This is a genomic window from Pedococcus sp. P2_D7, assembly GCF_056404295.1.
This window is the reverse complement of sequence record NZ_JBFUEH010000002.1, coordinates 503,877-530,039: the sequence shown is the minus strand read 5'-3', so window position 1 is coordinate 530,039 and position 26,163 is coordinate 503,877. Positions and strand designations below refer to the sequence as shown.

Here is a 26,163-nt window from a genome sequence, read left to right as displayed (position 1 = left end):
CGGTTGCGGAATACCTCGAACCGCGAGGGCGGCCCACCGTCAGACGAGCAGGCCGTCGGCCACCAACCCCCGGAGCAGCGGAACGGCCGAGCCGCGGACCGCAGCCGCGTCCTCGCCGAGCAGCTCCGCGATCGCGTCGAGGGCCACCCCGGCGGGCAGCGAACCGTCGCACACGCTGACGAGCGCGGCGCCGACCGTGTCGAGCCGGACCACGCGACCGAGGCCCACGCCCTGGCGCAGCTGGATCACCCCTGGCTCCTCGTCACCCGGTCGGCCGTGCCGCTCCTCCACCACGTCGTCAGCACACCGCCAGGCCACCGCGAGCAGCTCGGCGTCGTCGTGCTCGGCGAGCCAGGTGCGGGCGCGCAGTCCCGAGAGCACGTGCGGACCCATCGGCGCCGTCACCGGCCCGGTGGCCTCGGTGAGGTCGACGAAGGGCTCCCGCGCCCCCATCGGCTTCTGGAGCGTGATGACCCCGAACCCGATCGCGCTCACGCCGCGCGAGGCGAAGTCGTCGAGCCACGCGGCATACATCGTCGCGAACTCGGTCGTGGCGCTGTGGTGACCGCCGTCGCGCGACCAGGTCTCGGCGTACTCGGCAGGGTCCTGCACGTCGCGCTGCACGATCCAGGCGTCGAGGCCGGTGCCGGCCACCCAACCGCGTACCCGCTCGCGCCAGTCGCGGTCGCCGACGACCTCCCAGTTGCCGAGGAACTGGGCCACCCCACCCGGCTCGAGGTGGTCGCCGATCGACCGCACGAGGTCGGCGACGATGCTGTCGCCCGACTGCCCGCCGTCGCGGTACTCGAAGAGCGGGACGTCGGGGCTGCGTGGCGTGATGACGAAGGGCGGGTTGCTCACGATCAGCCCGAACCGTTGTCCTGCAACGGGATCCAGCATCGAGCCCTCGACGACGTGCCAGTCGAGTCCGTTGAGGACCGCGTTGAACCGGGCGAACTCGAGCGCGCGCGTCGAGATGTCGGTGACCGTGACCTGCGTGGCGTGGGACCCGAGGTGGAGCGCCTGGACGCCGCATCCGGTGCCGACGTCGAGGGCTCGCTCGACCGCGGGTCGCGGCGTCCACGACGCCAGCGTGGTCGAGGCGCCGCCGATGCCGAGGACGTGGTCCTCGCGCAGGGGCGCGCGGGTGGCGAGCTCGGTGAGGTCGGAGGCGACCCACCAGGAATGGCCCTCCTCGCCGTACGGACGCAGGTCACAGGTCGCGACGACACCGGGCCCTTGCTCGCGCACGAGCCGCAGCGCGCTGGCGCCATCGAGGCCGAGGGTCGGCAGCGCGGCCGCCGCCTCCTCGGTGTCGACCGCATCGCCGAGTCCGAAGAGCCGCACCAGCGTGGCCAGCGCGCCGTCGGCGCCGGCCGTCACCCGCTGGGCCGGGATCACCTGCTCGCGAGCCAGGGCCGCCGCGGCCAGGGGTCCGAGGAGCGCGCCCACCGCGTCGACCGTGTAGGCAGCTGCCGTCAGGTCAGCCCGCAGGCGGGCGACGAGCTCGGGCTCGGCTGCCGGCGTCGGGGTGCTCATCCGTCGAGCAGGCCGCCGAGGTTGAAGCCGCCACCCCCACCGCCACTGCCACCCGCGGCCGGCGGGGTCCACTCGCTCGGCTGGACGATGACGAACCCGGGGCCGGAGAAGGCGTACTGGAAGGCCTCGCCCGAGCCGCCGCGGAGCATCGACCGGATGTTCATGCTCGAGACCACCTGGGGGACGAGGTTGGCCGACCAGCCCACGCAGGCCTGCACGTCGACGTAGGTGGGCTGCTGGCTGCAGTCGAGGATCACCGGCTGGCCGACGGTGTGGATCGCGGCCGTGCCGGTGCCCTGGAGGGTCGTGTTGAACAGGCCGCCGCTGAGCATTCCGGCGCCCTGCACCCGCTTGATGTCCCACTCGATGGTGGAGTCGAAGGCGAGCAGGTTGCGGGCGTTCACGCTCAGGGCATCACCGGTCAGCTCGATGAGGAAGACGAACCCGGCCTCGGACGCGAAGAAGACGTCGCCCTCGCCCGAGACCCGCATCAGCGAGACGTCCTCGCCCGTGACGACCTTCTTGAACAGCTTGCTGACGCTGCCGGCCTTCTCGTGGTCGAAGCGGATCTGGCCCTGGTAGGAGACCATCGCGCCCTTGACGGCCAGCACGTCGCCGCCGAGGTGGACGCGGAGCATCTGGGGGTTCTGCAGCGCGAACCGCTGCTGCGCCTGGACTTCGAGGTTGGCCTGGTCAAAGAGCGGACTCTGCATGGCTCCAGCCTAGGTCGCCGGGACCCCGGTGGGCAGGCGATAGGCCAACCACGTCCCGGCCCGCTCGGCCAGCCCGTCGTAGAGACGCTGGGCCGTGGCGTTGTCCGGCGCGGTCTCCCAGGCCAGCAGCTGGACGCCCCGCTCGGCCGCCAGCTGCCGGCACGCCTCGATGAGCGCCGCACCCACGCCCCGGCCCCGGGCCGCCTCGGCGACGAAGAGGTCCTCCATCACGGCGAGCCGCTGACCGAGGGTGGTGTCCCAGCTCGAGAGCACGGTGGCGTGGCCGAGGACCTGCCCCGAGGCGTCGCGGGCGATCAGCTGTGTGCCGCCCGACCCCTCGTCGAGGAACGCGGTCGCCATGGCCCGCAGCTCGTCATCCGCCGGGGCGCTCTCGTAGAACGTGCAGTAGTCCCGCAGCAACGGCAGCAGGTCGGGCAGGTCGTCCGGCGTGACCCGCCTGATGTTGACGGCCCCCGTGGTCACCGGTCCGGTGTCGATCGTTCCCAGCTCGCCCATGGCGTGACCCTACGCGCGACGGTGAGCAGGCGGCATACCCCCGGAACGCGGAGCGGGCCGGCTCACCCGTGTGGGTGAGCCGGCCCGCCTGGCGTATGCCGCGTGGTGCTAGCGGTTCACGGGCTCCTCGATGACGTCGGTCGCGTCGTCGACAGCCTGACCGGGGGCGGTCTCGGCCTCACCGGCGTCGGGCGCAACCGCGTCCACGCGAGCGACGCTCTGGCCGTCCTCGTCGCCACCGATGGCCAGGTCACGCGCCTTGGAGACGGCGACCGCGGCGATCACGATGATGATCGCGGCGGCAGCGATGCCGTAGCGGGCGAGGTTGTTCTTGTCGCCACCGATCGACAGGGTCACGATCGCCGGGGCGATGAGCACCGAGACGAGGTTCATGACCTTGATCAGCGGGTTGATGGCCGGGCCGGCGGTGTCCTTGAACGGGTCACCGACGGTGTCACCGATGACGGTCGCGGCGTGGGCCTCACTGCCCTTGCCACCGTGGGTGCCGTCCTCGACGATCTTCTTCGCGTTGTCCCAGCTACCACCGGAGTTGGCGAGGAACACCGCCATGAGGCAGCCGGTGCCGATCGCACCGGCGAGGAAGCCGGCGAGCGGGCCGATGCCGAGGCCGAAGCCGACGGCGACCGGCGTGAGCGCGGCCAGCAGACCAGGAGTCGCCAGCTCGCGCAGCGAGTCCTTGGTGCAGATGTCGACCACGCGGCCGTACTCGGGCTTCTCGGTGTAGTCCATGATCCCCGGGTGCTCGCGGAACTGGCGACGCACCTCGAAGACGATGGCGCCGGCAGCGCGGGTCACCGCGTTGATGGCCAGACCGGAGAACAGGAAGACCACCGCTGCACCCAGCAGCAGGCCGACCAGCACGCTCGGCGTGACGATCTGCAGGTCGAACGGCGCGTTGGCCTTCTGCAGGATCGCGGTGTACTGCGCCTGTGCGGCCTCCTGCGTCAGCGCGCCGCTCTGGATCTTGGCCACCAGGTCGGTCTCGGTCGACTTGGCCAGCGCCTGGATGATCGGCTCGAACTTCGCCTTCCAGGCGTCGGAGTAGGAGCCGAACAGCGCGGTCGCCGCGAGGACGGCCGTCGCGATCGCGATGCCCTTGGTGATCGCCTTGGTGGTGTTGCCCACCGCGTCGAGGTCGGTGAGGATCTGCGCGCCCTCGCCGTCGACGTCACCGGACATCTCGGCGATGCCCTGCGCGTTGTCGGAGACCGGGCCGAAGGTGTCCATGGCCACGATGACGCCCACCGTGGTCAGCAGGCCACAGCCGGCGAGCGCGATGAGGAAGAGCGACAGGATGACCGAGCCGCCACCGAGCAGGAACGCGGCGTAGACGGCCGCACCGATGATGACCGCGGTGTAGACCGCCGACTCGAGGCCGACGCCGATACCTGACAGGACGACCGTCGCGGCCCCCGTGAGGGAGGTGCGGGCGACGTCCTTGGTCGGGCGCTTGTCGGTGCCGGTGAAGTAGCCGGTCAGCCAGAGGATGACCGCCGCCAGCACGATGCCGATGATCACGGCCATCACCGCGACGCGGCGCGGGTCTCCGCCCAGGGCGGCAATCCCCGCGTCGGTCGACTTGAGGGCCGCGAAGGTGTCCGGCAGGTAGACGTAGGCGGCGACGCCCGAGAGGACGGCCGCGATGCCGGCGGAGATGTAGAACCCGCGGTTGATCGCGGACAGGGCGTTCTCACCGGGCTTGACCCGGGTGATGAAGACGCCGATCAGGGCGGTCACCGCACCGATGGCCGGGACGATCAGCGGGAAGACCAGGCCGTACTCGCCGAACGCGGCGGAGCCGAGGATCAGCGCGGCCACCAGCATCACGGCATACGACTCGAAGAGGTCGGCGGCCATGCCGGCGCAGTCGCCGACGTTGTCGCCCACGTTGTCGGCGATCGTGGCGGCGTTGCGCGGGTCGTCCTCGGGGATGCCGGCCTCGACCTTGCCGACGAGGTCGGCGCCGACGTCGGCGGCCTTGGTGAAGATGCCGCCACCGACACGCATGAACATGGCGAGCAGCGCGGCACCGAAGCCGAAGCCCTCGAGCACCTTCGGGGCGTCGCCCTGGTAGAGCAGGACGACGACGGAGGCGCCGAGCAGGCCGAGGCCCACGGTCGCCATGCCGACGGTGCCACCGGTGCGGAACGCGATCCGCATGCCGAGGTCGCGGTCACCGCCGCGGGCGGCGGACGCCACGCGCACGTTGGCCTTGACGGCCAGGCTCATGCCGAAGTAGCCGATCGAGGCGGAGAACAGCGCACCGACGACGAAGAAGGCGGACCGACCCCAGCGGACCTCGGCCGTGTCGGCCGGGAGCAGGAGGAGCAGACCGAAGACCAGCACGACGAAGACGCCGAGCGTCTTGAACTGCCGAGCGAGGTAGGCCTGGGCGCCCTCTTCGACCGCAGCGCCGATCTCCTGCATCTTGTCGGTGCCGGGGTCGGCCGCCAGGACCTCCCGGCGGAAGAACACACCCATGACCAGCGCGATGATGGCGATGGCCAGCACCACATAGACCAGGGTGAGATTGGTGCCGTCCAGCTGCAGGTCAGCAGCTGCGGCGGCAGGCGCGAGGCGCGGCATTCCATCCTCCTCGATGGGGAAACATTCAGGACCGCCCACGGGCGCGCCACGATGGCGCACCGCAGAGGGGACGTTGCGTGCGAGGGTAATGCACGTCACAGGGTTTGTGACGCCGGGTGAGGATCGTCACACGGAATTCGTCAAGCGTTTGACGCTGCTGCAGCCTCGTCGACCGTGGGGTAGATGTGGAACACCTTGTCCAGGCCGGTGATCTTGAAGACCTTGAGGATCCGCTCCTGGGCGCTCACGATGCGCAGGGTGCCGTTCTGGCCGCGCACCAGCTTGAGGCGGCCCACGAGCACGCCCAGACCGGTGGAGTCCATGAAGGTGACCTTCTCGAGGTCGACCACGAGGTCGGTGCGGCCCGCGGCCACCTGCTTGTCGAGGACTTCGCGCAGCAACGGGGCCGTGTAGACGTCGATCTCGCCCGCGACGTGGACGATCGTCACCGCGCCCTGCTCACTGCTGGAGACCGAGAGGTCCACGTCCGCCCTTTCACTTGCGTACACAGGTGAGCAGGCGGTGAGACCGTCTGCTCTCGGGATTACGGTAGCGGCAATGTCCACCTCCGGCCCCACCCCACCCGGTTCCGCGGGGCCTCGTCGCGTCGCGTTCGACCCGGTGGCGGCGCTGGCGGGCCTCGCGGCCGGGACCAGGAGCGAGCGGCTGCTCCACGTCCACGAGGTGCCCGCCCGGGCTGCCGCGCTCGTCCCGTGGCCCGACTGGGTCGATCCGAGTGTGTATGCCGCGTGCGCCGGTGCGGGCGTGACCACGCTCTGGTCGCACCAGCGGGCGGCGGCCGACCTCGCCCACGACGGGTCCCACGTGGTGATGGCGACCGGCACCGCGTCGGGCAAGAGCCTGGGCTACCTGCTGCCGGTGCTGTCGGCGCTCGTGGAGGGGTCGGCCGCCCCGTCGGGCCGCGGCGCGACTGCCCTCTACCTGTCTCCGACCAAGGCGCTCGCGGCCGACCAGCTGGCCCGGGTGCAGGCGATGGCCGTTCCGGGCGTGCGGGCCGCGACCTACGACGGTGACACGGCCACCGAGGAGCGCCGCTGGATCCGCGACCACGCCCAGCTCATCCTCACCAACCCCGACCTCGTCCACCACTCGCTGCTGCCCCTGCACGAGCGGTGGGCGCCGTTCCTGCGGGCCCTGCGCTACGTCGTCATCGACGAGTGCCACACCTACCGCGGCGTGTTCGGCTCGCACCTCGCCGCGCTGCTGCGGCGCCTGCGCCGGGTCTGCGCCCGCTACGGCGCACACCCCACGTTCATCCTCGCCTCCGCGACCGTGCGTGACCCCGGGCTGCACGCCTCCCGCCTCGTCGGTATGCCGGTCGTGCCGGTCACCGAGGACGGCTCGCCTCGCGAGGCGATGACCTTCGCGATGTGGGAGCCGGGCCCGCTCGGAGAGGGCGACGGTCGTCGCTCGGCCACGTCCGAGGCCGCCGACCTGCTGGCCGACCTGGTCACCCGGCGCGTGCAGACGGTGGCCTTCGCCAAGTCCCGAGCGGGGGTCGAGGCCCTGGCCACCAGCGCCCGCCGCACGCTCACCGAGGTGGCGCCGGGGCTGGCCGGTGCCGTCGCGGCATACCGAGGCGGTTACCTGCCCGAGGAGCGCCGCGAACTCGAACGCTCGCTGCGGGCCGGGTCGATCGTTGGGTTGGCGGCCACCAACGCCCTCGAGCTGGGCATCGACATCAGCGGTCTCGACGCGGTGTTGTTGGCCGGCTGGCCGGGCACCCGCGCCTCGCTCTGGCAGCAGGCCGGTCGCGCCGGTCGTGCCGGCACGCGATCGCTGGCGGTGTTCGTCGCCGCGGACGACCCGCTCGACACCTACGTCGTGCACCACCCCGAGGTGGTCTTCGGGCAGCCGGTCGAGGCCACCGTGCTCGACCCCGACAATCCCCACGTCCTCGGCCCACACCTGGCCGCCGCAGCGGCCGAGCTGCCGCTGAAGGAGGACGACCTCGCGCTCTTCGGTGACCAGGCCCGCTCCCTCGTCGAGGCCCTCGTGGCGCGCGGGATCCTGCGTCGACGGCCCACCGGCTGGTACTGGGCGCGCACCGACCGGGCCTCCGACCACGTGTCGTTGCGAGGTGCCGGTGAGGTCGTCGGCATCGTCGAGCAACGCACCGGACGGGTCCTGGGCACCATCGACGAGGCGTCCGCGCACACCCAGGTCCACACCGGTGCGGTGCACGTCCACCAGGGCAACACCTACGTGGTGACCGAGCTCGACCTCGAGAACGGCACCGCGACGGCGGTGCGCGGCGACCCCGGCTGGAGCACGTTCGCGCAGTCGGTCAGCGCCTTCGACATCATCGGGGCGCAGCGCAGCGTGGCCTGGGGGCCGGTGCAGGTGTCGTTCGGCACGGTCCACGTGCACACCCAGGTCACGTCGTTCCTGCGGCGGCTGCCCAGCGGTGAGGTCCTCGGCACCCACCCGCTCGACCTGCCCCAGCGCACGCTCAACACGCGGGCGGTCTGGTGGACCATGCCGGTCGAGTGGCTGGCGGCGGCCGGGGTGCCGGAGGTCGACATCCCCGGCTCCGCACACGCGGCCGAGCACGCGGGGATCGGCATGCTGCCGCTGGTCGCGACCTGCGACCGGTGGGACATCGGTGGCGTGTCGACCGCGCTGCACCCGGACACCGGACTGCCCACGATCATGGTCTACGACGGCCACCCGGGCGGGGCGGGCTTCGCCGAACGGGCCTACGAGTCCTTCGAGGAGTGGCTGCGCTCGACGCTCGAGACGGTGAGCGCCTGCCGCTGCGAGAACGGCTGCCCCGCCTGCGTGCAGTCGCCGAAGTGCGGAAACGGGAACGAGCCGCTGGACAAAACGGGCGCGATCCGGCTGCTGCAGGCGGTGCTTGCATGCGTTCCGGACCCGCCCTCCGGTGCGGAGCCACCCACGGGTCCGCGGGAGGTTCCGACGGTGACGAATCGGGCAAACGCGCAGGCCAGCGGCTAGGGTCGACTGCGGACGGTGCACCACGCACCCCTCATCGTCGGAGGTTCCTTCCGTGATCGTGCTCGGCCTGATTCTCGTCCTGCTCGCCGTGGGAGCAGGTGTCATCCTGTTCCTCACCACCGATTCACTCACCACGCCCGTCGATCTCGAGTTCGCCGGCTACAGCTGGGGAATGACCCCGCTCGCCCTGCTCATCACCGGTGCAGCCGTGCTGCTGCTCCTGTGGCTCGGGCTCGCGATGATCCGCGGCAGCGCCAAGCGCCGACGTCGCCCTGCCCGTGAGGCCAAGGAGGCCGAGCGCCAGGCCAAGATCGAGGAGAGCATCCGCGCCGACGAGCGGGCCCGCGCCGAGGAGTCGCACCAGAGCGCCCTGGCCGAGCGTGACCGCGTCCGGGACGAGGAGTTCGAGGCTCGGATGGCCGAGCGCGACCGCGAGCGCGAGAGCGAGTTCGCCACCCGGCAGCAGGATGCCGAGGAGCGGGCCCGCGCCTACGAGCGCGACCGGCTGGAGCAGGAGCACGCAGCTCGCAGCTCGGCCACCGGCGGGTCGGCCACCGCTGCCGGTGCCGGAGCCGGAGCCGGAGCGGGCGTCACCGCCAGCCACGACGACGACCACGACGCCGACCGGGCCGACGTCGACCAGGCCGACGACGAACGCCGCGCGACCGGCGATGACTTCGCCGCTCGCCACTCCGCGAATGCACCTGCCGACTCGGGCTACCCCACCGCCGCTGGCACGACGACGGCTGACGCGGCGACCAGGGATGACGCGGCGACCACCCATGACGCGAGCACCGGGGCCACGGCGTCGGGTGAGGCGTCGGACGACGGTGTGCACGCGCACGACGACTCCTCCGCGACCGATGACTCGACCCGCGTGATCGCGGCCGAGGACTCGGCCACCCCTACCTCCGACGGGCGCGACAGCGACACCTCGGACGACCCGAACCACCCCGGCTACCGCACCGTGGCGGACAAGATCATGGGTCGCGACCCCGCCGACGCTGCTGACTCTGCTGACTCTGCTGACTCTGCTGACTCTGCTGACTCTGCCGACCAGGCCGAGGGGACGCAGGGCACCGACGGCGACCGCACGGAACGGGGCGACCGGGCGGCCCGCGAGTAACCGGCGACTGACCGCTGCCGCCGACTCGGGCGGCAGCAGCTCCATCACGGCGACGGCCCAGCTCGGGCCGTCGCCGTCGTGGTTCGGCGCAGGGTCCCCGGCAGGATGAACGACGGCCGCGCCGTCGCCCGACACGTCACCGACCCGTCGTCGGCCACCACGCAGTCAGCGGACTCGGCTCCGTTGCGCGACGCCACCGAGGCCCCGGACGCGCAGGCTTCGGACGGGTCGTCGCCGGCCTGCAGGGCCTGCGCAGCCGCGAGCGCCCCCAAGTCCGCGGCCGCCCGGGCCCGGTGGGTCGCGACCACGGCGCTGCCCAGCGCCAGACCCGCGACGAGGACCACGAGCAGCACTCCGACGGCCGCCAGCACCAGCACCGTCGTCGCCCCTCGCTCACCGCGCCGGGTCATCGGCTCCCACCGCCTCCCTGGCGGCCACCGCACGTCCCGTCGGAGTCGCCCGCTCCCCGAGCCACCCCAGCCCCGGCGCCGGGCGGCCTCGCACCACGACCGTGACCTCTGACCCCGGACCCGGCCCCTGACCTGGCCCCGGACCTGACCCCGGACCTGACCCCGGACCTGACCCGGCTCCCGAGACCGCGAACACGGCACCCGGTGGAGCCAACCGCCGGCCTGCTGACAGGGCAGCGGCCGGGTCGTCGCCGCGGGCCAAGGCTCTGGCCGTCGCCCTGGCCGCGTCGATGCACCGCACCTGGTCGGTGACCGTCGTGAGCGCCGACAGGGCGACGAACAGCACCAGGATGAGCGTCGGGAGGGCGACCGCGAGCTCCGCCGTCGCCATCCCCGTCTCGCCCTCTAGCCGACCGAACCCAGCGCGGCCGTGATGACGGACGCCAGTGCCGACTTGACCGAGTCCGACCGCACGATGGTGAGCAGGACGGCGGCGAAGGCGCACGCGGCCAGCGTGCCCACGGCATACTCTGCTGTCGTCATGCCGGCCTCGGCCGAGTGGCGGATCGTCGAAAACCTTGTGACCAGTGTGCATTTCACGCTGTGCTCCTCGGATGGGTGATGGGCGTTCAGCCCGTTCACCCGAGTCCACCGGACCTTGCGTCGCGTCGCCACGCACCTCCGGCCTGCTTGTGGACCACCACCGGGCCAAGAGCTGGGTGTGGACGAACTGCCCACCTGCGTGAGCGATCCGGCACCTCACCCAGCTCCCGTGCTCGGGCGTGGTCGCCTCAGGCGAGCGCTGTCACGGAGACGTGCGCGGGGTCAGGCGGCTGCCTGCCGGCACGGGGGAAGGGGAAGCCGAGGGTGGCGAGGCGACCCTGCACCTGGTTCTGGGCCTGGCAGTCCTGGACACAGTTCGTGGGTGGTTGGCCACCTCGGTCGCATCCTCGCCCGTGACGAAGCCCATCCGGCCGCCACTGGCCACGTCCCAGATGGACACGCCACCGCAGTGCCGCGCGCTGGGTGCCCTGCGTGTCATGTCTGCTCTCGAGGTCGTGAGATGGCGTGGGTGGGTGCAGCCCTCACCCTCCGATCGGCGGAGCACGAGCAGCAATTGCTCTTTGGTACTAGGACCAGACCACTCCCGACCCGCGCGACAGCTCACGAACCACCCGCGAGGACCCGGGAAGCGAGGGTGACGACCACCGGCACGACAGCGGTGCAGGCAAAGGCCGGGAGGAAGCCCAGACCCAACGGCAGCACGAGCAGCACGCCGGCTCGGGCGGCGGCGCCCTCGCGGGCTCGCTCACCCTGCTCGCGCATTCGAGTCGCCGCATCCTCGAGGAGCTCGGCCGCCGCTGCCCCGGTCTGCTCGGACAGGTGGGTTGCGGTGGCGGCCTGGCGCCAGCGGGCACCGGCGTGGGCCCACGCCTCTCGCGCCGGCAGGCCCCACTGCAGCGCGGCCACGACAGAGGCGAGGTCGTCGCGCACGACGCCGGTGGCCCCCGACTGGACGTGCCGCAGGGCAGCGGTCAGGGGTAGCCCCGCGCGCAGGCAGAGCGCGACGAGCACGAGGGCATCGGCAACGGCACCGTCCGCTGCCTGGTCCGGTCGCCGCCCACGCCATCGCGCTGTTCGTTCCCGGCCACGCCACCGAGGTCGGGCATCGCCCCCGCGGGCGAGGGTCGGCCCCGGCGGAGGTCGTGCCGGCCACAGGACGGGGACGAGACCTGCCAGCACGCAGACCACCAGCGTCGTCACGCGGCCCTCCGCAGGATGCGTCGGCTCCACCACCACGCGCTCAGCCCCAGGCCGACGCCCAGGACGAGGCTCCCGGTGGCCACCGACGAAGAGAAGTAGAGCGTCAGCGGGTCCACCCCCATCGCAGTCCCCACGACGGGACCCGAGGCCGGGAGGAGGCACAGGACCGCCATCGACGCCTTGGGACCGGCCGCTGCCGCCGACAGCCGCTCGCGCGCCCGAGCCCGGTCGCGCAGCACCCGCTCACCGCAGGCCAGGGCGTCGGCGAGCGGCGCACCGGTCAGCTCGCTGAGGGCCCACGCCTGGGCGACGAACGACAGGTCAGGGCTGTCGCGGGTCCGGGCGTGCGAGTGCCACACCTCCGCGAGGGGGGCCCCACGTCGTGCTGCCATCGAGAGGTCGCCCACCAGGGGACCGAGCGCCGTGTCGTCGCGGAACATCTCGGCAGTCGCAGCCACGGCGACTGCCGGTGGCACCCCGGCTCGCAGCGGAGCCGCGAGCGCAGCCACCAGGTCGGCGAGCGCCCCTTCCAGGGCGTCGCGGCGCGCGGCGGCGCGCACCCTGCTTCGGAGCGAGACCGTGGACCGTGAGCCAGCCCCGACCTCCGGGGGACCGCCAGGATGAGCGAGGGCCGGCCCGCTGGCACTCGGCAGCCGGTCAACGCCCGCGGGCCACAGGGCAGCGGCTGCCACCAGCAGGACCAGCCCTGCGAGGACCAGCACCCCAGTTGGTGGGGCGCCCGCAGCTGTCACGGGTCGACCCCGGTCAGGGCAGCGAGCGTCGGCCAGCCCGGGCCGACCCGGTCTGCCACGGCGTCGAAGGCGAGGTCGCAAGCGGTCTCTGATCCGGTCCACCGCAGCACCGAGATCGAGGCCACCCGCCGCGCCCCGCCCTCCCGACCGAGGTGCACCACTGCTTCGACCGCGCTGGCCAGCTGGGTCTGGATCGCGTCGCGAGGCAACCCCGCCAGCGCGCCCAGCGCGTCGAACCGACGGGGCACGTCGGCGGGCGCGTTCGCGTGCAGCGTGCCGCAGCCGCCGTCGTGCCCGGTGTTGAGGGCGGCGAGCATCTCGCGCACCTCCGCTCCACGCACCTCACCCACCACGAGGCGGTCCGGCCTCATGCGGAGCGCCTGACGGACGAGGTCGACCAGCCCCACCGCTCCTTGACCCTCCACATTGGCCCCCCGGCCCTGCAGCCGGACCACGTGGGGGTGGCCGATGGCGAGCTCTCGAACGTCCTCGACGACGACGATGCGCTCGCCTGCCGCCACTTCGGACAGCATCGCCGCGAGGAGGGTGGTCTTGCCGGAGCCGGTGCCACCGGTGACCACGAACGAGCAGCGGCGACCGACCAGCCCGCGGAGCAGCGCCTCGACCCTCGGCCCGAACATCCCGCGGGAGCCCAGCCCGGCCAGGCCGGAGCCGACGGCCCGAGGCACGCGAAGGCTGACGTGGGCACCCCCGTCGACCAACGGAGGAAGGATGGCGTGGAGTCGGATCCCCCCGGGGAGGAGCCCATCGACCCAGGCCTGGCTCTCGTCGAGCCGACGGCCGGCCAGGGCGGCCAGCCGGACCGCCAGCCGTCGCGCGTCGGACGGGTCGAGGGCGAGGCCGGCCGGCATGAGCGCTCCTTCGCCGCGGTCCACCCAGACGGACCCGTCGCCGTTCACCAGGACGTCGGTCACGCGCGGGTCGCCGACCCACGGCTCGAGCGGACCCAGCCCGAGTACCTCAGAGGCCAGGAGTGCGTGCGCGGACTCGACGCCGGCATCACCGAGCCGAGCCGCGTCGGCCGCCGCGATCTCCCGCACCGCCCCAGGATCGGGCGCCTCGCCCCGGCGGATCCGGTCGACGATGAGGGCGTCGCGCCTCACCGGCCCACCACCTCGGGCGTCGGGGCTGACAGCAGCGCGTCGACCGCTCCCACCAGGGCGCCGGACGGGCGACTGCCCGGTGGTCGCCCGCGGTCGGCATCGGCGGGCACCCGCGGGTCGTCGCGCACGGTGCCTGCCAGCGGGAGGTCGAGGTGCGCGGCCACCTCCTCCGGACTCAGCGCGTCGCCGCGACTGCAGCGCAGCACCAGGGCGGCCGGCACGCCGAGGTCGTGGAGTCGGTCGGCCACCCCGGCACCGTCGGCCAGCTGGCGAGCGGTCGACCCGACGACGAGCAGGAGGTCGGTGCACACCTCGGCCCACCACGTCGAACCCGCCAGGTCGAGGACCGTCAGCCCGCAGACCCGGGCCAGCCCGGACACGGCAGCACGGACGACCGGGTCGGGAGGCGCCGGGCCTCGTCCGGCGAGGACCCGTGCCGGACCGTCGGCAGGGAGTTCCCGGAGCAGGGCCGCCCCGTCGATCCGGCCGTCGGCACCGGCGAGGTCGGCCCAGCGCAGCCCCGGGAGGTGCTCCACGCACGCGGTGACGTCGAGGGCGCCGCCACCCGGAGCGCCGTCGACCGCCACCGTGGCACCCACCAGCCCTGAGGCGCGCACGGCCAGGGCGACAGCGAGGGTCGACACGCCCAGGCCGCCCGACGCCCCGATCACTCCCAGCACCCGATGGTCCATCCGCCAAGCCTGTGGTGGCCCACGGCGCTGGGCGAGCGGCCGACGGCAAGCCTGTGGAGCGGGATCAGCCGATCAAGGAGCTGTGGACGGAGGACACCGCATCGGCAGCCGTGCGGCACGACGGCGGTGAGGGAGCGTCGGGTCGAGGTATTCGCCTACCAGGATCCGGTCGCCGAATACCTCGAACCGGGGGGAGGCTCGAGAATCCGGGTGGAGAAAGGGGACGGCCCCGGTCGGGGGGACAACCGGGGCCGTCGACGCGCCAAGCTCCGGGGGGGAGGAGCCGGTGCGCCGATCCGCTCTACCCACAAGGGGGAGCGGACGCCTTCATGGTGGACCATTTACCCTTCAACCGCAACTCGTTCCTGACGCGTTTCGCCCACGAGATTCGAGATTTTCCGGGGACACCACGGCCCATTACGGACAAAACACCGCCACAGGGGGATGGCACCCCGCGTTGCGGGGTGCCATCAGCCGTGATCCGCCACGGGTTACCAGGCGTGCATTCTGTAGTTGTCGCACCGGGACAAGCCCGTCACGATCTGTCCACCAGGGGACTGGCTTCGCGTGGGTGCCCGATGGGGTCACGGTGGCCGTCGGACTCTCGTACGTCGACTTGCCTCCATGTGTACCCCCGCCCGGACGCAAAGGAAAGCCTTGACATCCGGGCGAAGCAGGAAATCCAGTACCGTCGGGCGAAGTAGGAAACCAGTACCGTCGGGCGAAGCAGGAAGACCACGTGCGGTCGCGCGCAGCAGGAAGACCACGTGCGGTCGCGCGCAGCAGGAAGACCACGTGCGGTCGCGCGCAGCAGAGCAAGCCACGACGGGCGCGGCAAAGGTCAGGTGAGTCGGCCGGCGCGCACGGCGTCGCAGATCTGGACCCCCTGAGCCGCGCCCGCGACGACAGCGTCAGCACAGTGCCCGATCCACAGTCCCAGCCCCTCGGGGGTGCCCGTTCCGTATGCGGCGAGCGCGCCGAGGTAGGCCGGCCCACCCTGGGTGGCGTGCCCGGCTTCGGTCACCACGACACCGGTCGGGTCGAGTCCGGTGGCCTGCACCAGCGCTCGCTCGACAGCGCGAGCGACGACCCCGTTGGCGCGGACGAACGGCCTGGCGGTGGCGATCTCGGCATGCGCCACGGCAGCCACGACGAGGCCCGGGACAGCGGAGCCGGCGGTCATCACGGTGACGAGGAGGTCGAGCCGCTCGCGAAGGGCAGCCGAGTCCGGGGCCGCACCGAGGTCGCGGAACTCGGCGCAGGTCTCGCCGGCCACCCTGGGTCGTCCGACCTGCTCGGCGGGCAGCAGCTCGGCAGCAGCGGCCACGTGCAGCCTGGCCAGCGCCTGCAACGGCGCCTTCGTGACGAGGCCCCTCACGTGCTCGCTCTCGGCCGTGGCGGTCACGGCTCCCCGAGCGACGAGCTCAACCGGGTCGGGCTGCAACGGCCATTCAGCAGCGCCGCGCATCACGTCCCGGACGAGGTCGAGAGGGACCGTCGCCCCCTCGAGGGCTGCGCTCGCCTGCGCCCCTCGGACGCGTGACTCGGCCGACGCCTCGGGGATGCGGCGCCGCAAGGCTTCGTGCCAGCGCAGCTGCTCACACGCGTCCCGGGCAGCCGCGATCCGCTCGGGGACGCCCGGCAGCTCGGCAAGGGCGCTGAGTGAAGCGATGACGTCGACCACGCAGTGCAGCCTAGAGTTCGCCCTGTGTCGGGCAGCTTCCACCTCCCCACCGCGATCTTCGTCGCGGGAGCGATGGGGCTGCTCTACGCCCTGATCCGTCTGGTCCGCCACGGTCGCAGCGCCTCGCGCGGTTTCGTGTCCGAGGTCGACCAGGCCACCCACGCCACCCTCCACACCGCGTCACTGGCGGCCCGCCACCTGCAGGACGGGCTGACCGAGGAGGGCACCGGCCGCGCCGCCAAGCACCTGCGCGAGCTGCTCGGCTCCTCCGCGGTGGCGATCTGCGACGCCGGTGGGTTGCTCGCCTGGGACGGCGCAGCCGACCACCACGCGGCGGATGCGGCCGACCACGCGCAGGAGGTGCTGCGCACCGGGCGGACCATCGTCCTGCGTCCGGGCCAGGTCCAGTGCCCGGACCCCGACTGCCCGGTCCGGTCGGCGGTGATCGCCCCGGTGGTCACCGATGACCGCGTGGTCGCGGCGCTCGCGGCATACGGTCCCAACGCGTCGGCGGGTCTCGCTCGGGCGACGGAGGAGGTCGCGGGGTGGATGGCCACCCAGGCCGAGCTCGCAGACCTCGGTCACCAGCGCACCCGCACCATGGAGGCCGAGCTGCGCGCCCTCCGGGCGCAGATCAGTCCGCACTTCATCTACAACTCCCTGGCCGCCATCGCCTCGTTCGTGCGCACCGATCCCGACCGGGCGCGCGAGCTGCTCCTGGAGTTCGCCGACTTCACCCGCTACGCCCTGCGCCGCGGCGGGGCCTTCACGACCCTGGCCGAGGAGCTCCGCAACGTCGAGCGCTACCTCGTGCTCGAACAGGCGCGGTTCGGCGACCGGCTGCGGATCTCCCTGCTCATCGCGCCCGAGGTCCTGCCGGTCACGGTCCCCTACCTGGCCATCCAGCCCCTGGTCGAGAACGCCGTCCGACACGGGTTGGCAACCAAGGAGGGTGGTGGACACGTGAGCATCACCGCCAGCGACGAGGGGGCGGAAGCCGTCATCACGGTCGAGGACGACGGGGTCGGGTCGGACCCGGTCGCGATCCGCACCGTCCTCGACGGCCACTCCGACGGGGACAACGTCGGGCTCGGCAACGTCGACGCCCGGCTCCGACAGGTCTACGGCGACGACTACGGACTCGTCGTCGAGACCGCCCCGGGGGCGGGCACGAAGGTGACTTTTCGGGTGCCCAAGTATGCCCCCGGTGTCCACGCGACGACGTAGTCTCTCCCCCATGGCTGGCGCCCCCTCCGGCGACCCGGAGCACCGCCGCCCGCAGGACGCCACCGGCGGCTCCACGGGTGCAGCCCTGCGTGCCCTCGTCGTGGACGACGAGGCGCCCGCGCTCGAAGAGCTGAGCTGGCTCCTGCGCCAGGACCACCGGATCGCGGAGGTCGTCACGGCGTCGAGCGGCGCGGATGCGTTGCGGTCGCTCGACAGCGGCGACATCGACGTCGTCTTCTCCGACATCTCGATGCCCGGCCTCGACGGCATGGAGCTGGCCCGGGTCATCGCCCGGTTCGTCGAGCGGCCCCAGGTCGTCTTCGTGACCGCCCACGACCAGCATGCCGTCGACGCGTTCGCCGTCGACGCCACCGACTACGTGATGAAGCCGGTGCGCAAGGACCGTCTGGCCGAGGCGGTGCGCAGGGTCGTCGCCGCCGTGGAGCCGGGAGGCAGCGCGCCGCAGGGGGCGGGAGAGCCGGAGGACGAGACCATCCCGGTGGAGCTCGGCGGTGTCACGCGGTTCATCACGCGAAGCCAGGTCCGCTACGCCCAGGCCCAGGGCGACTACGCGCGGCTGCACACGGCCACCGGCAGCCACCTCGTCCGCATCCCACTCAGCACCCTCGAAGAGCGTTGGGCCACAGCGGGATTCGTCAGGATTCACCGCAGCACGCTGGTGTCGCTGGCGCACGTCAGGGAAGTGCGCATGGAGCACGGTCGGTGCAGTGTCGTGCTCGAGGACGCCGAGCTGCAGGTGAGCCGACGCCACACCCGCGAGCTGCGCGACCGCCTGCTGCGCGCGACCCTCCGCTCCTCCTCGTGAGCTCGGCGTCGTGAGCTCCGGCCCCGGTCGACCCCCCGAGCCTCCTGGACCGACACCGTCCTCGGTGCCGGCACGAGTCAGGGTCACCAGCACCCGCCGTGACGCCGCCACCCGGCGCGACCTACGCCCGCTCACCCGTGACATCGACGAGCAGAGCACACTCGGCGAGGTCTACATGGCCGGGCTGATGTCCGCCCAGCTGCGGCTGGCCCTGCGCGTGCTCGCCTTCGGGGCAGTGGGTCTGGGCGGGCTGCCACTGCTGTTCCTGTTCGTGCCCGCCACACGGACGATGGAGATCGGGCGGTTCCCCCTCCCGTGGATCGTGCTCGCCGTGGTCGTCTACCCGGTCGCGATCATCGTGGCGCGGGTCTACGTCCGGGCCTCCGAGCGCATCGAGGCCAAGTTCTCCGACGTGGTGGGTCGCCGGTGAACCCGGCCTACGGCGTCGTCGCCATCGTCCTGGTCTGCACGGTGACGCTGGCGATCGGCGCCTTCGGGCTCCGGCTGTCGCGGACGACCAGCGACTTCTACGTGGCCGGCCGCACGGTCACCCCCTACCGCAACGCGAGCGCCATCGGCGGCGAGTACCTCTCTGCCGCAAGCTTTCTCGGCATCGCGGGACTGGTCTACACCAACGGCCTCGACATGCTGTGGTTCCCAGTCGGCTACACCGTCGGCTACGTCGTCCTCCTCGTCCTGGTCGCCGCGCCGTTGAGGCGCTCCGGGGCCTACACGTTGCCCGACTTCGCGGAGGCGAGGCTCGAGAGCACCGTGATCCGACGACTCTGCTCGGTGCTCGTGGTCGGCATCGGCTGGCTCTACCTCCTCCCCCAGCTGCAGGGGGCTGGCCTAGCCCTCGGGACGGTCACCGGGGCGCCGACGTGGGTCGGTGGGCTGATCGTCGCCGTAGTGGTGGTCGCGAACGTCGCCGCTGGCGGGATGCGCTCGATCACCTTGGTGCAGTCCGTGCAGTACTGGGTCAAGCTCACCGCCATCGCCGTCCCCGCCTTCGTGCTGCTCGGCGCCTGGGTCGGCGACGGCGCTCCGGGACCGGCGGCGGCACGGGAGGCCAAGTGGATCGAGCCGTTGAACGGGCTTGCAGGGCAAGGACATCCGGTCTACGCCACCTACAGCCTCCTGCTGGCCCTCGCCCTGGGGACGATGGGTCTGCCCCACGTCCTCGTCCGCTTCTACACGAACCCCGACGGCAAGGCTGCCCGGCGGACGACCGTCACCGTCGTCGCGCTGCTCGGCGCGTTCTACCTCTTCCCCCCGCTGTACGGCGTGCTGGGTCGCGTCTACCTGCCCGACCTGGCGAGCGGTGCCGCCGACACCCTCGTGCTCAGGCTGCCCGGCGCCATGGTGCCCGACCGACTCGGCGAGACGCTGTCGGCGGTGCTTGCCGGCGGCGCCTTCGCCGCCTTCCTGTCGACCGCCTCCGGACTCACCATCTCGGTGGCGGGGGTCATCGACCAGGACCTGCTCCGCCGGCGGCTGGGCCGGATGACCGGCGACGACTTCACCGTGGCGCAAGGCTTCCGGCTCGCGACGGTGCTGTCCGTGCTCGTCCCGTATGCCGCCTCGAGACTGATCGAGCCGGTCGGCCTCGCGACGATGGTGAGCCTGGCGTTCGCCGTCGCCGCCTCGACGTTCTGCCCCCTCTTGGTGCTGGGGTCGTGGTGGCGTGGGCTGAGCACGGTGGGTGCGGCCGCCGGGCTCGTGGTCGGCGGGACCCTGGCAGCAGCCGCCGTGGGCCTGACCATCTTCGCCGGGCCGATCCCGGGGTGGCCCGGCGCGCTGCTCGGGCAGCCCGCCGCGTGGACGATCCCGATCGCCTTCGCGACGGCCGTGGTCGTGTCCCTCGCGACCCCCGGCCGGATCCCCCGCCACACCGCCCGGACCATGGTCCGGCTGCACACCCCCGAGGACCTAGCGCTCGACCGCAACTAGCCAGACTGCAGTCCGAGCCGCTCGACGATCTCCGGAGGTCTGCATCGCCGGTCGCCACGTCCATGACCAGCGCGAAGGCCTGGCATCTTCGCCGAAGAGGGAGGCCCGGGGGCGCGCCGCTGCGGCTTCGAGGAGCCCGAGGTCGCGGACCGGTGCCGACGACAGCCGCTGGGCGCACGTGGACGACCGTTCGGCGCAGCGGACCCGGCCACCCGGCGACCCTGCCTTCCGCACGGCGCGTGGGCGCGCGGCATACCTGCTGCTCAGAGGCCTGCAGGAGCACAGTGGCGACGACCGCGGGACAAGCCCGCGCCACCACTGGAGGTGTCCCGTGAGCAACGACGCTCGCACGGAGCACGACCCGTACGTCGCACTCCAAGACTCCGCGGACTTCGCAGAGCTCAGGTCCCGGTTCCGCCGGTTCGTCTTCCCGATGACCGGTCTCTTCCTCGCCTGGTACTTCCTCTACGTGCTGCTGTCCGTCTACGCCTCGGACTTCATGAGCACGAAGGTGTTCGGCAACGTCAACGTCGGGCTCCTGCTCGGCCTCGGCCAGTTCGTCTCGACCTTCGTCATCACCATCATCTACGTGCGCTGGGCCGACCGTGAGTTCGACCCGCGCGCCGCCGCACTCGCCACGACGATCGGGGAGGACCACCGATGAGCCTGACCACCCTGGCCCCCGCTGCGACCGAGGTCGGCAGCCCGGCGCTCAACATCAGCATCTTCGGCGTCTTCGTCCTCATCACCCTCGCGATCGTCATCCGGGCCTCGCGGAACAACCGCAGCGCCGCTGACTTCTATGCCGGCGGCCGCGCCTTCACCGGGCGACAGAACGGCATCGCCATCGCCGGTGACTACCTGTCGGCAGCCAGCTTCCTCGGCATCGCCGGCGCCATCGCCCTCAACGGCTACGACGGCTTCCTCTACTCCATCGGGTTCCTCGTCGCCTGGCTGGTGGCACTGCTCCTCGTCGCCGAGCTGCTGCGCAACGCCGGCAAGTACACGATGGCCGACGTCCTGTCATTCCGGCTGAAGCAGCGGCCGGTCCGCATGGCCGCGGCGATCTCGACCCTCGCCGTCTGCTTCTTCTACCTCCTGGCGCAGATGGCCGGCGCCGGTGGCCTCGTCGCCCTGCTGCTGGGGATCGACGACAAGGCCGGGCAGTCCGTCGTCATCGCCGTCGTCGGCGTCATCATGATCGCCTACGTCCTCATCGGCGGCATGAAGGGCACGACCTGGGTGCAGATCATCAAGGCCGTGCTTCTCATCATCGGCGCCGGCGTGATGTTCGTCTGGGTATTGAGCCGGTTCGGGCTCAACCTCAGCTCGCTGCTGGGCAAGGCAGTCGAGCAGTCGGGCGGCAAGAAGGTGCTCGACCCGGGCCTGCAGTACGGCAAGAGCGGTCTCACCAAGGTCGACTTCATCTCGCTGTCGCTGGCCCTGGTGCTCGGCACCGCCGGCCTGCCGCACGTGCTGATGCGCTTCTACACGGTGCCCTCGTCGAGGGAGGCCCGGAAGTCGGTCGAGTGGGCGATCTGGCTCATCGGCATCTTCTACCTCTTCACACTGGTCCTCGGGTACGGCGCCGCCGCCCTCGTCGGGCCGAAGGCCATCGCGGCGGCGCCGGGCAAGGCCAACTCCGCTGCACCACTGCTCGCCTACGAGCTCGGTGGTGAGCTGTTGCTCGGCCTCATCTCGGCGGTGGCGTTCGCGACGATCCTCGCGGTCGTCGCTGGGCTCACCATCACGGCGAGCGCCAGCCTGTCCCACGACATCTACAACTCGGTCATCAAGGAGGGCACCGCTTCGGCGGAGGACGAGGTCCGGGTCGCCCGCATCACCGCGGTCATCATCGGCATCTTCGCCATCCTCGGCGGCATCCTCGCCAACGGACAGAACATCGCGTTCCTCGTCGCCCTCGCCTTCGCCATCGCGGCATCGGCGAACCTCCCGACGATCCTCTACTCGTTGTTCTGGAAGCGGTTCAACACCCGCGGTGCGCTCTGGTCCATCTACGGCGGTCTCACCACGGCCCTGACGTTGATCGTCTTCAGCCCGGTCGTCTCCGGCAAGCCGGTCGACCCGGTCACCGGCAAGTCGCTGTCGATGTTGCAGGGCACCGACTTCCACTGGTTCCCGCTGGACAACCCGGGCATCATCTCGATCCCGCTGGCCTTCGTCCTCGGCTGGCTGGGCACCGTGACGAGCAAGGAGTACAACGCTGCCAAGTACGCCGAGATGGAGGTCCGGTCGCTGACCGGCCACGGCGCCGAGAAGGCGGTCGCGCACTAGGCGGAACTTCGCCGCGCAAGCACGCGGCATACCCAGGACCACGGTGCCGTGTCCCCGCAGGTGGGGGCACGGCACCGTGCCGTCCCGGCCCGAACCCCTTCGTATGCCGCGTTTTCCAGACACAGCCGACCTTTGCGGACGACACGGTCACCGTTGGCACGGAGGTCAACCGGACGGTCGCGGTGCACGTCAGTGCGGTGTCCGGAAGGAGGACGCCATGAACATCACCCGCACCGCGATCACCCGGTCGCTCCTCGTCGCAGCACTCGTCGGGGCCGTCCCGGCCACCACGGCCACCACCTCGGCGCAGGCCGCTCCGTACTGCGGCATCACCTGGGGTTCGCTCGCCAAGACGAAGGCCTTGTCCCCGACAGGCTCCGTCACGGGCGTCCGCTCCGGACGCCACGCCTGCTTCGACCGGCTGGTCATCGACCTGAAGGGGAAGGCACCCGGCTACACCGTCAGGTACGTCACGACGTTCACCAGCCAGGCGTCGGGTCTGCCGATCGCGCTGCGCGGTGCGGGCAAGCTGCAGGTCACCGTCAACGCCCCCGCCTACAACCCCGCCACCGGGGCCCCCACCTACACGCCGCGGAACCCGAACGAGATGGTCAACGTCACGGGCTACACCACCTTCCGCCAGGTCAAGTGGGACAGCAGCTTCGAGGGCTACACCAGCCTCGGCCTGGGCGTGCGGGCACGGCTCCCCTACCGCGTCTTCACGATCCAGGACGGGACCGCGAGCCGACTCGTCATCGACGTGGCCCACCACTGGTGAGCCGCGCCGGGTGAGCGGTCGGGCGCCTGACGGGGGCCCGGCCGCTCAGCCGTGCCGGCCGGTCCGGTCAGCCGTGCCGGCCCCTTCAGCCGTGCCGGCCGGACCGCTCAGCTGCGGCGGGCTATCCGCTCCTCGTCCGACGCCGCGGCCCTGCGCTTGCGTTCGGCCACCATCCGGGCGTTCACGAGGCGCACGCCGACGAGCACGGCGGCCACTGCCAGGGTGAGCCAGAGCCACGGCAGCAGCTCCTGCAGCTGCGTCTGGGAGTAGGTCCACCACTGGGTGCGCACGAAGTCCCATGCGGGCTCGGCGACCCGCCTGGCCTGCTCCTGCAGGGTCAACCCACCGCCAGTCCCGGGCCGGAGCACGTCCCAGCCGTACTGCAGGGCGCGGGCGAGCAGGGCGAAGAGCAACCAGGTCACGGCCAGCCGGGCCACCGAGAGGATCGTGGGGGCGACCCGCTGCCACGTGGCGACGGCGAACGGCAGGGCGAGCGCCACGGCGACGGCCGCCTCGGTCGGCCAGGAAGCGGGTGACAGGCCGGCGACCACGACCAGCACGCTGGCTGCGGCGACGGGCCCCTTGGCCCCGCGGGCGCCGAGCGCGATGCCGAGGAACGCGGCCGCCCCGAGCAGCACCGCCAGCACAGCCCGCTCGTGCGGGTACTCGTCAGTGGCCGGGGCGTCGAGCAGCCACCCGAGCCCGCTGAGCACCACGACGATCGCGAACCGGGGCCAGGGCGAGCGGACCAGCAGCGAGACCGAGGCTGCGGCCGCGGTCGCGCCCAGGAAGAGCACGTCACCGTCGAAGACACTGAGCGGCAGGTGCAGCCACGACGTCACCCCGGCGAACCCCACCGGCCACCAGAGCAGGGCCGCGAGCAACAGGGCGACCTCGGGCCAGACCTTGCGCGCCATCGCCCGGCCCCGGTCGAGAGCGGGCTGGGACGGGGCGCCGGAGCCGGCGGTGGGGGTGGTGCTCCTGGGGGTGCTCACGCCGCCCAAGGCTAGCCGTTGGCCGCGCGCAACGTCCGCCGACCGATCATGGCGACCACTCCCCTTGATGCGAGAGCCGGATGCAGGTTGGCTGGGGTCGTCACCGCGACCTCGACCGCACCTGCTGCGAGAGTTGCCTGCCGATGCCGCCAGGAGGAACCACCGTGTCCGAGCCCACGACGACGAGCCACACCGAGGGTCTGGACCTCGCACCCACCCCCGAGTTCGCCGCGCAGGCCAACGGCAAGGCCGACCTCTACGACGCGGCCGCAGCCGACTTCGAGGGGTTCTGGGCCGACCAGTCCCGGCAGCGACTGAGCTGGTCCAAGGACTTCGACCAGACCCTCGACTGGAGCGGGGCGCCGTTCGCCAAGTGGTTCGTCGGCGGAGAGGTCAACGCCTCCTACAACTGCGTCGACCGGCACGTCGAGGCCGGCAACGGCGACCGTGTCGCGATCCACTTCGAGGGCGAGGGTGGAGACACCCGCACGATCACGTATGCCGACCTGAAGCGTGACGTCGCGAAGGCCGCCAATGCCCTTGAGTCCCTTGGGGTCTCGAAGGGCGACCGGGTGGCGATCTACCTGCCGATGATCCCCGAGGCCGTGGCGGCCATGCTGGCCTGCGCCCGCATCGGGGCCCCCCACTCGGTCGTCTTCGGGGGCTTCTCCGCCGACGCCCTGCGCACCCGCATCGCCGACGCCGAGGCCAAGCTCGTGATCACCGCCGACGGCCAGTTCCGGCGGGGCAAGACAGCTCCGCTCAAGCCCGCGGTCGACGCGGCGGTCGAAGGCGAGTCCACCGTCGAGAAGGTCCTGGTCGTGCAGCGCACCAAGGACCCGGTCGACTGGAACGACGACCGGGACGTGTGGTGGCACGACGTCGTCGACTCGGCGAGCGACCAGCACGAGGCGGTCGCCCACGACAGTGAGCACCCGCTGTTCATCCTCTACACCTCGGGCACCACCGGGAAGCCGAAGGGCATCTTCCACACGACGGGCGGCTACCTGACGCAGGCGGCCTACACGAACTCGGTCGTGCACGACGTGCACCCCGAGACCGACGTCTACTGGTGCACCGCCGACATCGGCTGGGTGACCGGCCACTCCTACATCGTCTACGGGCCGCTGGCGAACGGCGCGACCCAGGTCATCTACGAAGGCACCCCCGACACCCCGCACCAGGGCCGGTGGTGGGAGATCGTCGAGAAGTACAAGGTCACGATCCTCTACACGGCACCGACCGCGATCCGGACGTTCATGAAGTGGGGTGACGACATCCCCGCGAAGTTCGACCTGTCGTCGCTGCGGCTGCTCGGCTCGGTCGGTGAGCCGATCAACCCCGAGGCGTGGCTCTGGTACCGCAAGAACATCGGCGGCGGAAGCGCCCCGATCGTCGACACGTGGTGGCAGACCGAGACCGGCGGCATCATGATCAGCCCGCTGCCCGGCGTCACCGACCTCGAGCCCGGCTCCGCGCAGAAGCCGATCCCCGGCATCAGCGCCGAGATCCTCGACGACGAGGGCCAGCCGCTGCACGACCCCGAGGCGGTCGGCTACCTGGTCCTCACCAAGCCGTGGCCGGGCATGCTCCGTGGCATCTGGGGCGACCAGGAGCGCTACAAGGAGACGTACTGGTCGCGGTTCGGCCCCAAGTACTACTTCGCCGGCGACGGTGCGAAGTACGACGAGAAGGGCAACATCTGGCTGCTCGGCCGAGTCGACGACGTCATGAACGTCTCTGGCCACCGGCTCTCCACGGCCGAGATCGAGTCGGCCCTGGTGTCGCACCCGTCGGTGGCCGAGGCGGCCGTCGTCGGGGCCACCGACGAGACCACCGGCCAGGCCGTGGTCGCCTTCGTGATCCTGCGTGGCGGCCACGAGGACCACGGCGACGAGACCGTGCAGGAGCTGCGCAACCACGTCGCCAAGGAGATCGGCCCGATCGCCAAGCCGCGCTCGATCATGGTGGTCTCCGAGCTGCCCAAGACGAGGTCGGGCAAGATCATGCGCCGCCTGCTGCGCGACGTGGCCGAGAACCGCGAGGTCGGCGACGTCACGACGCTGGCCGACTCCTCGGTCATGAACCTCATCAAGGAAGGCATGTCCACCGGCAAGGAGGACTGAACGCCCCACCCCGGTATGCCGCGGACGCACCTCGCGTCCGCGGCATACCCATGTCCCCCA

24 protein-coding genes are annotated in these 26,163 nt (G+C 71.8%); 10 read left to right on the top strand and 14 right to left on the bottom strand.

Translation table 11 applies throughout. The annotated features are described in order from the left end of the window. Positions 1-39: 39 nt before the first annotated feature. The 5 genes from AC1DWJ_RS06045 to AC1DWJ_RS06025 form a co-directional block, all read right to left on the bottom strand. Positions 40-1,539, bottom strand: a complete 1,500-nt coding sequence (locus tag AC1DWJ_RS06045; protein WP_477620252.1) for a DUF7059 domain-containing protein — start codon at positions 1,537-1,539, stop codon at positions 40-42. Further along, entirely contained in the window at positions 1,536-2,252 is a 717-nt protein-coding gene (locus AC1DWJ_RS06040) for an AIM24 family protein (RefSeq protein ID WP_477620251.1), read from the bottom strand. The genes AC1DWJ_RS06045 and AC1DWJ_RS06040 overlap by 4 nt, the downstream gene beginning before the upstream one ends. Positions 2,253-2,261: 9 nt before the next feature. Next, a complete protein-coding gene (locus AC1DWJ_RS06035) occupies positions 2,262-2,768 on the bottom strand; it encodes a GNAT family N-acetyltransferase (protein WP_457256307.1) in 507 nt (168 codons plus the stop codon). Between the two features lie 108 nt (positions 2,769-2,876). Continuing rightward, the gene (locus tag AC1DWJ_RS06030; protein ID WP_457256305.1) at positions 2,877-5,375 is read right to left on the bottom strand and encodes a sodium-translocating pyrophosphatase; all 2,499 of its coding nucleotides are present in this window, start codon (positions 5,373-5,375) and stop codon (positions 2,877-2,879) included. Between the two features lie 140 nt (positions 5,376-5,515). Next, positions 5,516-5,860, bottom strand: coding sequence for an anti-sigma factor antagonist (locus AC1DWJ_RS06025; RefSeq protein WP_056921833.1), 345 nt, complete (start codon positions 5,858-5,860; stop codon positions 5,516-5,518). 73 nt (positions 5,861-5,933) lie between these two features. Between AC1DWJ_RS06025 and AC1DWJ_RS06020 the strand changes: the two genes are divergently transcribed. Both AC1DWJ_RS06020 and AC1DWJ_RS06015 read left to right on the top strand, forming a co-directional pair. Then, entirely contained in the window at positions 5,934-8,354 is a 2,421-nt protein-coding gene (locus AC1DWJ_RS06020) for a DEAD/DEAH box helicase (protein WP_477620250.1), read from the top strand. A gap of 52 nt (positions 8,355-8,406) precedes the next feature. Further along, positions 8,407-9,480, top strand: a complete 1,074-nt coding sequence (locus AC1DWJ_RS06015; RefSeq protein ID WP_477620249.1) for a hypothetical protein — start codon at positions 8,407-8,409, stop codon at positions 9,478-9,480. A 44-nt stretch (positions 9,481-9,524) separates the two neighbouring features. Here the strand turns inward: AC1DWJ_RS06015 and AC1DWJ_RS06010 are convergent, their stop codons facing one another. The 8 genes from AC1DWJ_RS06010 to AC1DWJ_RS05975 all read right to left on the bottom strand — a co-directional run bounded on the left by AC1DWJ_RS06010 (position 9,525) and on the right by AC1DWJ_RS05975 (position 15,906). Continuing rightward, positions 9,525-9,890: an Rv3654c family TadE-like protein gene (locus tag AC1DWJ_RS06010; protein WP_457256300.1), complete on the bottom strand. Its 366-nt coding sequence runs from the start codon at positions 9,888-9,890 to the stop codon at positions 9,525-9,527. After that, complete coding sequence (locus AC1DWJ_RS06005) at positions 9,874-10,281, bottom strand: TadE family type IV pilus minor pilin (RefSeq protein WP_457256298.1); 408 nt, start codon at positions 10,279-10,281, stop codon at positions 9,874-9,876. The genes AC1DWJ_RS06010 and AC1DWJ_RS06005 overlap by 17 nt, the downstream gene beginning before the upstream one ends. A 14-nt stretch (positions 10,282-10,295) precedes the next feature. After that, complete coding sequence (locus AC1DWJ_RS06000) at positions 10,296-10,490, bottom strand: DUF4244 domain-containing protein (protein WP_457256297.1); 195 nt, start codon at positions 10,488-10,490, stop codon at positions 10,296-10,298. 564 nt (positions 10,491-11,054) lie between these two features. After that, complete coding sequence (locus AC1DWJ_RS05995) at positions 11,055-11,465, bottom strand: type II secretion system F family protein (RefSeq protein WP_457256295.1); 411 nt, start codon at positions 11,463-11,465, stop codon at positions 11,055-11,057. 185 nt (positions 11,466-11,650) lie between these two features. Continuing rightward, positions 11,651-12,406, bottom strand: coding sequence for a type II secretion system F family protein (locus AC1DWJ_RS05990; protein WP_457256294.1), 756 nt, complete (start codon positions 12,404-12,406; stop codon positions 11,651-11,653). Next, positions 12,403-13,530, bottom strand: coding sequence for a TadA family conjugal transfer-associated ATPase (locus AC1DWJ_RS05985; protein WP_457256293.1), 1,128 nt, complete (start codon positions 13,528-13,530; stop codon positions 12,403-12,405). Before AC1DWJ_RS05985 ends, AC1DWJ_RS05990 begins: the two co-directional genes overlap by 4 nt. Continuing rightward, a complete protein-coding gene (locus tag AC1DWJ_RS05980) occupies positions 13,527-14,222 on the bottom strand; it encodes a CpaE-like family protein (RefSeq protein ID WP_457256291.1) in 696 nt (231 codons plus the stop codon). The genes AC1DWJ_RS05985 and AC1DWJ_RS05980 overlap by 4 nt, the downstream gene beginning before the upstream one ends. An 841-nt stretch (positions 14,223-15,063) precedes the next feature. Continuing rightward, positions 15,064-15,906: a Fic family protein gene (locus tag AC1DWJ_RS05975; RefSeq protein WP_457256290.1), complete on the bottom strand. Its 843-nt coding sequence runs from the start codon at positions 15,904-15,906 to the stop codon at positions 15,064-15,066. 24 nt (positions 15,907-15,930) lie between these two features. Here AC1DWJ_RS05975 and AC1DWJ_RS05970 point away from each other — a divergent pair, with 24 nt between their 5' ends. From AC1DWJ_RS05970 to AC1DWJ_RS05940, 7 genes are all read left to right on the top strand, one after another. Continuing rightward, complete coding sequence (locus AC1DWJ_RS05970) at positions 15,931-17,133, top strand: sensor histidine kinase (protein WP_457256289.1); 1,203 nt, start codon at positions 15,931-15,933, stop codon at positions 17,131-17,133. Between the two features lie 10 nt (positions 17,134-17,143). Beyond that, complete coding sequence (locus AC1DWJ_RS05965) at positions 17,144-17,959, top strand: LytR/AlgR family response regulator transcription factor (RefSeq protein WP_457256287.1); 816 nt, start codon at positions 17,144-17,146, stop codon at positions 17,957-17,959. Between the two features lie 64 nt (positions 17,960-18,023). Continuing rightward, the gene (locus tag AC1DWJ_RS05960) at positions 18,024-18,389 is read left to right on the top strand and encodes a hypothetical protein (RefSeq protein WP_457256285.1); all 366 of its coding nucleotides are present in this window, start codon (positions 18,024-18,026) and stop codon (positions 18,387-18,389) included. Beyond that, positions 18,386-19,909: a sodium/solute symporter gene (locus tag AC1DWJ_RS05955; RefSeq protein WP_457256283.1), complete on the top strand. Its 1,524-nt coding sequence runs from the start codon at positions 18,386-18,388 to the stop codon at positions 19,907-19,909. Before AC1DWJ_RS05960 ends, AC1DWJ_RS05955 begins: the two co-directional genes overlap by 4 nt. Positions 19,910-20,240: 331 nt before the next feature. Then, the gene (locus tag AC1DWJ_RS05950) at positions 20,241-20,573 is read left to right on the top strand and encodes a DUF485 domain-containing protein (protein WP_457256282.1); all 333 of its coding nucleotides are present in this window, start codon (positions 20,241-20,243) and stop codon (positions 20,571-20,573) included. After that, positions 20,570-22,204 (top strand): solute symporter family protein, encoded by a 1,635-nt coding sequence (locus tag AC1DWJ_RS05945; protein WP_477620248.1) that lies wholly within the window; start codon positions 20,570-20,572, stop codon positions 22,202-22,204. The genes AC1DWJ_RS05950 and AC1DWJ_RS05945 overlap by 4 nt, the downstream gene beginning before the upstream one ends. A gap of 217 nt (positions 22,205-22,421) precedes the next feature. Further along, positions 22,422-22,982, top strand: coding sequence for an AMIN-like domain-containing (lipo)protein (locus AC1DWJ_RS05940; protein ID WP_457256280.1), 561 nt, complete (start codon positions 22,422-22,424; stop codon positions 22,980-22,982). 107 nt (positions 22,983-23,089) lie between these two features. On the opposite strand, the gene AC1DWJ_RS05935 is transcribed toward AC1DWJ_RS05940, so the two are convergent. Continuing rightward, positions 23,090-23,977 (bottom strand): hypothetical protein, encoded by an 888-nt coding sequence (locus AC1DWJ_RS05935; protein ID WP_477620247.1) that lies wholly within the window; start codon positions 23,975-23,977, stop codon positions 23,090-23,092. A 143-nt stretch (positions 23,978-24,120) separates the two neighbouring features. On the opposite strand from AC1DWJ_RS05935, the gene acs reads away from it, so the two are divergent. Further along, positions 24,121-26,103 (top strand): acetate--CoA ligase, encoded by a 1,983-nt coding sequence (acs, locus tag AC1DWJ_RS05930; protein ID WP_477620246.1) that lies wholly within the window; start codon positions 24,121-24,123, stop codon positions 26,101-26,103. Positions 26,104-26,163: the final 60 nt, after the last annotated feature.